Below are 7,414 nucleotides of genomic sequence, written 5' to 3' on the forward strand. Positions count from 1 at the left end.
TGAATCATGGGGGAGAGGCCTTACTCGGCCGCAGCCTTGAGGCCCGGTGCCGCGTCGCGCACGCTGCCATCCACCTGACCCTCGAACTTCTCGAAGTTGGTGATGAACATGTCGACGAGCTTTTCGGCCTGCTTGTCGTAAGCGGCACCGTTGGCCCAGGTCGAGCGCGGGTCGAGGATCTTCGTATCGACATCCGGCACCGAAACCGGGACCTGGAAGCCGAAATTGTCGTCGCGGCGGAACAGCGCATCCTTCAGCGAGCCGTCGAGCGCTGCGGCAAGCAGCGTGCGGGTTGCCTTGATTGGCATGCGGCGGCCTTCGCCATAGGCGCCACCGGTCCAGCCGGTGTTGACCAGCCAGCAATCGACGCCTTGCTCGGCGATCAGCTCCTTGAGCAGGTTGCCGTAGACCGTCGGGTGGCGCGGCATGAAGGGTGCGCCGAAGCAGGTCGAGAAGGTGGCTTCCGGCTCGGTCACGCCACGCTCCGTGCCGGCAACCTTGGCGGTGTAGCCGGAAAGGAAGTGGTACATGGCCTGGTCGGGCGTCAGCTTGGCGATCGGCGGCATCACCCCGAAGGCATCGGCCGTCAGCATGATGATCGTCTTCGGATGCGGCGCGCGGCCGGTCTCGCTGGCATTCGGGATGAAATCCAGCGGATAGGCGCAACGGGTGTTTTCCGTCAGCGAACCGTCGTTGAAGTCCGGAACGCCGTTCGCATCGAGCACGACGTTTTCAAGCACGGTGCCGAAACGCTGCGTCGTGGCATAGATTTCCGGCTCGGCTTCGGCCGAAAGACGGATCGTCTTGGCGTAGCAGCCGCCTTCGAAATTGAAGATGCCGTTTTCGCCCCAGCCGTGCTCGTCGTCGCCGACCAGCGTGCGGTTCGGATCAGCCGACAGCGTCGTCTTGCCGGTGCCCGACAGGCCGAAGAACACGGCGGCGTCGCCATCCGGGCCGACATTGGCCGAGCAGTGCATCGGCATGACCTTTTCCGACGGCAGCAGCCAGTTCAGAACAGTGAACACCGACTTCTTCATTTCGCCGGCATAGAAGGTGCCGGCAATCAGCACGATGCCGCGCGACAGATCGCAGGCGATCATGGTTTCCGTACGGGCGCCATGACGGACCGGATCGGCCTTGAAGGTCGGCAGGTCGATGATGGTGAGTTTCGGCGCGAAACCGGCAAGGTCCTTCTCGTCCGGGCGGATGAGCAGGTTGCGGATGAACAGCGAATGCCAGGCGAGTTCCGTGACGACGCGGGTCGGCAGGGCGTACTCAGCATCAGCACCGCCGATGAGGTCCTGCACGAAGAGATCGCGGTCGCCGGCATGCGCCAGCATGTCGGCGTGCAGCACATCAAAATGCTCGCGCGACACGGCCTTGTTGTTGTCCCACCAGATGGCATCGACGGTGTTTTCATCACGAACGACGAACTTGTCCTTCGGAGAGCGGCCGGTGTGCTGGCCGGTGAGTGCGCGCAGCGCGCCATGCGCCGTCTTGACAGCTTCGCCGCGACCGAGCGCCTCTTCGTAAAGAGCCTCTGCTGCAAAGTTGTACCGGACCGTGCCGTTGGTGTGGATACCCATCGCGGTGAGCCCCTGAGCGGGGTTGCGAACGCCAAGTTCCTGCATGATCCAGTTTTCCTCCGTAGGCGACAAGACTGGTGTGAATTTTCGAGGAAACTAATCTGGCACTGTCACAAAAACAAGAGGGAATTCGAAATTAGGCAACAATATCAATTATTTAATCGATTTAAAGAATTGTGTTACTTTTTTAATCGTTTGAATAATCGATTTAAAAAGCGACTCGTTACCCCCTCACGAAACGTCATCCTTTATCTTTGCCACAATTTGTTCCACCTTTATCCCCAAGGAGGCGCATCACATCCAGGACAGGAACTCGGATCCGAGGTCGGGAAAGGCGCCGATGACTATGGAGATTAGCAGGATGCAGACGATCGCACTCGTAGACGACGACCGGAATATCCTCACATCCGTATCGATCGCCCTGGAGGCCGAAGGCTACAAGGTCGAGACCTATACGGACGGCGCCTCGGCGCTCGATGGTCTGCTTGCCCGCCCCCCGCAGCTTGCCATCTTCGATATCAAGATGCCGCGCATGGACGGCATGGAGCTGCTGCGCCGGCTGCGCCAGAAGTCGGACATCCCCGTCATCTTCCTCACCTCGAAGGACGAGGAGATCGACGAGCTGTTCGGCCTCAAGATGGGCGCCGACGACTTCATTACAAAACCGTTCTCCCAGCGCCTGCTGGTCGAGCGCGTCAAGGCCATCCTGCGCCGTGCTTCCAGCCGCGAGGCGGCCGCAACGGCCGGTGCCACCGGCGCACCGAAAACCGGCGAAGTGGCCGCACGCTCGCTGGAGCGCGGCCAGCTCGTCATGGACCAGGAGCGCCACACCTGCACCTGGAAGGGCGAGCCGGTGACCCTGACCGTCACGGAGTTCCTCATCCTGCATTCGCTGGCGCAGCGCCCGGGCGTCGTGAAGAGCCGCGATTCGCTGATGGATGCGGCCTATGACGAGCAGGTCTATGTCGACGACCGCACCATCGACAGCCACATCAAGCGGCTTCGCAAGAAGTTCAAGATGGTCGATGACGACTTCGACATGATCGAAACGCTCTATGGTGTCGGGTATCGTTTCCGCGAGAGCGCCTGAGCGAAGCTGCGCATCCGTAGCGATTTCGCTTGCATCGACTGCGGCGGCGATGGCATGCCGCAGTCCCGGCGGCGTGACGCCGCCGCCCGCATTCAAGGATAGGACCGCGTGCCGCAGACCGTGCTCGACAGGGATGGAGGAGAAACCGAGGGTCGGCCCGCGCCGCGCTCGTTCCGGCGCCGCTGGACCCATCCCTTCACGCTCGCCCGCCGCATCTTCGGCAATGCCGTCTTTTCCAGCCTCACGCGTCGCATCCTGTTCTTCAACCTCGTGGCACTCGTCGTGCTCGTCGCGGGCATCCTCTATCTCAACCAGTTTCGCGAGGGCCTGATCGACGCACGCGTCGAAAGCCTTTTGACGCAGGGCGAGATCATTGCCGGCGCGATTTCGGCCTCCGCCTCGGTCGATACCAACTCGATCACCATCGATCCGGAGAAGCTGCTGGAGCTGCAGGCCGGCCAGAGCATCACGCCGCTGCCGAATGACGAGGACCTCGAATTCCCGATCAATCCGGAGCGCATTGCCCCCGTTCTCCGGCGGCTGATTTCGCCGACCCGTACCCGCGCCCGCATCTACGACACCGACGCCAACCTGCTGCTCGATTCGCGCCATCTCTATACCCAGGGCCAGGTGCTGCGCTTCGACCTGCCGCCGGTGGAGCCGGAGAGCACCAGCCTCATCGAGCGGATGAATGTCTGGTTCAACCGCATTCTCCAGCCGAGCAACCTGCCGCAGTATAAGGAAGCGCCCGGCGGTGACGGCTCGATCTATCCGGAAGTGATGAATGCGCTGACGGGCGTGCGCGGCGCGGTCGTGCGCGTCAACGACAAGGGTGAGCTGATCGTCTCGGTTGCGGTGCCCGTACAGCGTTTCCGCGCCGTGCTTGGCGTGCTGCTGCTCTCCACGCAGGCCGGCGATATCGACAAGATCGTGCATGCGGAGCGGCTTGCCATCATGCGGGTCGCCGGCGTTGCCGGCCTCGTCAACATCGCGCTGTCTTTGCTGCTCTCCAGCACCATCGCCAACCCCCTGCGCCGGCTTTCGGCGGCAGCCATCCGCGTGCGCCGCGGCGCCAAGGAGCGTGAGGAAATCCCGGATTTTTCGGCGCGCCAGGACGAAATCGGCAACCTTTCCATTGCGCTGCGCCAGATGACCAACGCGCTCTATGACCGCATCGACGCGATCGAGAGCTTTGCTGCCGACGTCAGCCACGAGCTGAAGAACCCGCTGACGTCGCTGCGCAGCGCCGTCGAGACCCTGCCGCTGGCCCGCACGGAAGAATCCAAGAAGCGGCTTCTCGACGTCATCCAGCATGACGTGCGCCGCCTCGACCGCCTGATCAGCGATATTTCGGACGCCTCGCGGCTCGATGCGGAACTGGCCCGCAGCGACGCGCGCACCGTCGACCTCGAAAAGCTGCTCGGCGACCTCATCGACATTTCGCGCCAGGTCAACACGCGCAAGAAGCCGGTGACGCTCGATTTCGTGGTCGACCGGAAGGACAATCCGAAGGCCAAGTTCGAGATCAGCGGCTACGAGCTGCGCATCGGCCAGATCGTTACCAACCTCATCGAGAATGCGCGCTCCTTCGTGCCGGATCCGGGCGGGCGTATCGTCGCGCGGCTGTCGCGCGGCCGCAACGACCGCTGCATCATCCAGATCGAGGACAATGGCCCGGGTATTCAGGCCGAGGACGTCGATCGCATCTTCGAGCGCTTCTACACGGACCGCCCGTCAACGGAGGATTTCGGCCAGAATTCCGGCCTTGGCCTCTCCATCTCGCGGCAGATCGCCGAAGCCCATGGTGGCACGCTGAAGGCCGAAAATATCATCGACAAGGCGACCGGCAGCGTGATGGGTGCCCGCTTCACCCTCTCGCTTCCGACAGGCACGCACAAATGACCACAGGCTCCAATGTGCACGGGACGGCGATCGTGATCGGCACAAGGGGGTATCTGTTCGTTGGCCCGTCTGGGGCAGGCAAGAGCGCCATAGCACTCCATTGCATTGCCGAGGCGCGCGCCTGCGGCCTGTTTGCCGCTCTCGTCAGCGACGATCAGGTTCTGGTGTCGGAGGTGGACGGGCGCCTGGTCGCCCGGGCGCCTGCCAGCATCGCCGGGCTCGCCGAAGTGCGGGGCGCCGGCATCGTCAAAATGGAGGCAATCGAGTCCGCCGTGCTGGAGCGGGCGATCCGCCCGATCGAGCCGCCCTTTGCCGAGCGCCTGCCGCCGGAGGGGGAAACCGTCGAGATCCTGCCGTCACTCTCCCTGCCCTTGACGCGGCTGCCGCTCTTTCCGGGTTGCTCGGCCTTTTCGACATTGACCATACTCCACCCGGAAATCCTGAAAAGTTGACGTCAAAAGCCCCGGTAAAACGTGAAATCAGCCATTTTGGGCTTGCACTTGGCCTTTTCATTGACATGATGGCCACCCCAACGGTGGACGGAATTGCTGCATTGCGGTATTCGCCGTTCGTTTTGAATTGGGAAACTGGAGCGACTGCTGATGATCGGACTGGTGCTTGTCACCCATGGCAAGCTGGCGGAGGAATTCCGTCACGCCCTTGAACATGTGGTCGGTCCGCAAAAGGCGATCGAGACCGTCTGCATCGGCCCCGAGGACGACATGGACCAGCGCCGCCAGGATATTCTGGAAGCCGTCCAGAAAGCGGACCAGGGGCACGGTGTCATCATCCTCACCGACATGTTCGGCGGCACGCCCTCGAACCTCGCGATTTCCGTCATGACCGGCGACGGCATCGAGGTGATCGCTGGCGTCAACCTTCCCATGCTGATCAAACTTGCCGGCATTCGCGGCGAAAACAACATGGAAAAGGCGCTGATCGACGCCTCCGAGGCCGGCCGCAAATACATCAACGTGGCCAGCCGCGTCCTGAGCGGCAAATAAGGTTTCCCGCCGTCCATGACCGTCTCGAAAGAGCTTCTCATCATCAACAAGCGCGGCCTGCATGCCCGTGCTTCGGCAAAATTCGTCCAGACAGTCGACGGCTACGACGCGGAAGTGACCGTTTCCAAGGATGGCATGACGGTGGGTGGCACCTCGATCATGGGCCTGATGATGCTGGCCGCCAGCCCGGGATGCAGCGTGTTCGTCACCGCGACGGGCGCCCAGGCGCAGCAGGTGCTCGATGCATTGGATGCGCTGATTGCCGACCGTTTCGGCGAAGAAATGTAAACCAAGTGTCGATATAAGGATATAAAGACTTCTTTATATCCGGTTGCTCCAGCTGACGTTTCCTGATAGGAAGCGCCATCACCAAAAGCCAGAAGGCTGGAGACCTCCATGACCACCACGAAGGACTACCACGTCGCCGATATCGCGCTTGCCGATTTCGGCCGTAAGGAAATTCAGATCGCCGAAACCGAAATGCCGGGCCTGATGGCCTGCCGCGAAGAATTCGGTACGGCAAAGCCGCTCAAGGGCGCGCGCATCACCGGCTCGCTGCACATGACGATCCAGACCGCCGTTCTCATCGAGACGCTGGTCCAACTCGGCGCCGACGTGCGCTGGGCCTCGTGCAACATCTTCTCCACGCAGGACCATGCCGCCGCCGCGATCGCCGCCGCCGGCATCCCGGTCTATGCCGTGAAGGGCGAGACGCTGACGGAATACTGGGAATACACCGACAAGATCTTCCAGTGGGCCGATGGTGGTCTCTCCAACATGATCCTCGACGATGGCGGCGACGCCACCATGTACATCCTGCTCGGCGCCCGCGCCGAAGCCGGCGAGAACATCCTGGTAAACCCGGGTTCGGAAGAAGAGGAAATCCTCTTCGCACAGATCAAGAAGCGCCTTGCCGCTACACCCGGCTGGTTCACCAAGCAGCGCGATGCCATCCAGGGCGTCACCGAAGAGACCACGACCGGCGTCAACCGTCTCTACCAGCTCCAGCAGAAGGGCCTGCTGCCCTTCCCGGCGATCAACGTCAACGATTCGGTCACCAAGTCGAAGTTCGACAACAAGTACGGCTGCAAGGAATCGCTGGTCGACGGCATCCGCCGCGGCACCGACGTGATGATGGCCGGCAAGGTCGCCGTCGTCTGCGGTTACGGCGACGTCGGCAAGGGCTCGGCAGCATCGCTGAGCGGCGCAGGCGCCCGCGTGAAGGTGACGGAGATCGATCCGATCTGCGCACTTCAGGCTGCCATGGACGGTTTTGAAGTCGTACGGCTCGAAGACGTCGTGTCCTCCGCCGACATCTTCATCACCACGACCGGCAACAAGGACGTCATCCGCGTCGACCATATGCGCGAGATGAAGGACATGGCGATCGTCGGCAATATCGGCCACTTCGACAACGAGATCCAGGTCGCGTCGCTGAAGAACTTCAAGTGGACGAACATCAAGCCGCAGGTCGACATGATCGAGTTCCCGAAGGGCAACCGCATGATCCTGCTGTCGGAAGGCCGTCTGCTGAACCTCGGCAACGCCACCGGCCACCCGTCCTTCGTGATGTCAGCTTCGTTCTCCAACCAGGTTCTGGCCCAGATCGAGCTCTTCACCAAGGGCGACGCCTACAAGAACGAGGTCTACGTCCTGCCCAAGCAGCTCGACGAGAAGGTCGCACGCCTGCACCTCGCCAAGCTCGGCGCCAGGCTGACCGAACTTTCCGACGAGCAGGCCGGCTATATCGGCGTGACGACGACCGGTCCGTTCAAGGCTGAGCACTACAGGTACTGATCCTTACCCGGATTATCCACAACATCTAGAGGCGG

The 7,414-nt window shown here is 62.0% G+C and carries 7 protein-coding genes; 6 read left to right on the top strand and 1 reads right to left on the bottom strand.

The genetic code is table 11. The features are described from left to right. Positions 1–20: 20 nt before the first annotated feature. Positions 21–1,631: a phosphoenolpyruvate carboxykinase gene (locus ACT6VE_RS31700; RefSeq protein ID WP_444802223.1), complete on the bottom strand. Its 1,611-nt coding sequence runs from the start codon at positions 1,629–1,631 to the stop codon at positions 21–23. A 316-nt stretch (positions 1,632–1,947) separates the two neighbouring features. Between ACT6VE_RS31700 and ACT6VE_RS31705 the strand changes: the two genes are divergently transcribed. From ACT6VE_RS31705 to ahcY, 6 genes are all read left to right on the top strand, one after another. Then, complete coding sequence (locus ACT6VE_RS31705) at positions 1,948–2,676, top strand: response regulator transcription factor (RefSeq protein ID WP_444802226.1); 729 nt, start codon at positions 1,948–1,950, stop codon at positions 2,674–2,676. A 120-nt stretch (positions 2,677–2,796) separates the two neighbouring features. Next, on the top strand, positions 2,797–4,578 hold the full coding sequence (locus ACT6VE_RS31710; RefSeq protein WP_444802227.1) for a stimulus-sensing domain-containing protein: 1,782 nt from the start codon (positions 2,797–2,799) through the stop codon (positions 4,576–4,578). Then, a complete protein-coding gene (locus tag ACT6VE_RS31715) occupies positions 4,575–5,030 on the top strand; it encodes an HPr kinase/phosphorylase (RefSeq protein WP_444802224.1) in 456 nt (151 codons plus the stop codon). The genes ACT6VE_RS31710 and ACT6VE_RS31715 overlap by 4 nt, the downstream gene beginning before the upstream one ends. Positions 5,031–5,180: 150 nt before the next feature. Further along, complete coding sequence (locus ACT6VE_RS31720) at positions 5,181–5,582, top strand: PTS sugar transporter subunit IIA (protein WP_069060505.1); 402 nt, start codon at positions 5,181–5,183, stop codon at positions 5,580–5,582. A gap of 15 nt (positions 5,583–5,597) precedes the next feature. Beyond that, positions 5,598–5,870, top strand: a complete 273-nt coding sequence (locus ACT6VE_RS31725; protein WP_069060506.1) for an HPr family phosphocarrier protein — start codon at positions 5,598–5,600, stop codon at positions 5,868–5,870. A gap of 108 nt (positions 5,871–5,978) precedes the next feature. Continuing rightward, positions 5,979–7,379, top strand: a complete 1,401-nt coding sequence (gene ahcY, locus ACT6VE_RS31730) for an adenosylhomocysteinase (RefSeq protein ID WP_444802225.1) — start codon at positions 5,979–5,981, stop codon at positions 7,377–7,379. Positions 7,380–7,414: the final 35 nt, after the last annotated feature.

Source organism: Shinella sp. (genome assembly GCF_052438155.1).
GTDB lineage: Bacteria > Pseudomonadota > Alphaproteobacteria > Rhizobiales > Rhizobiaceae > Shinella.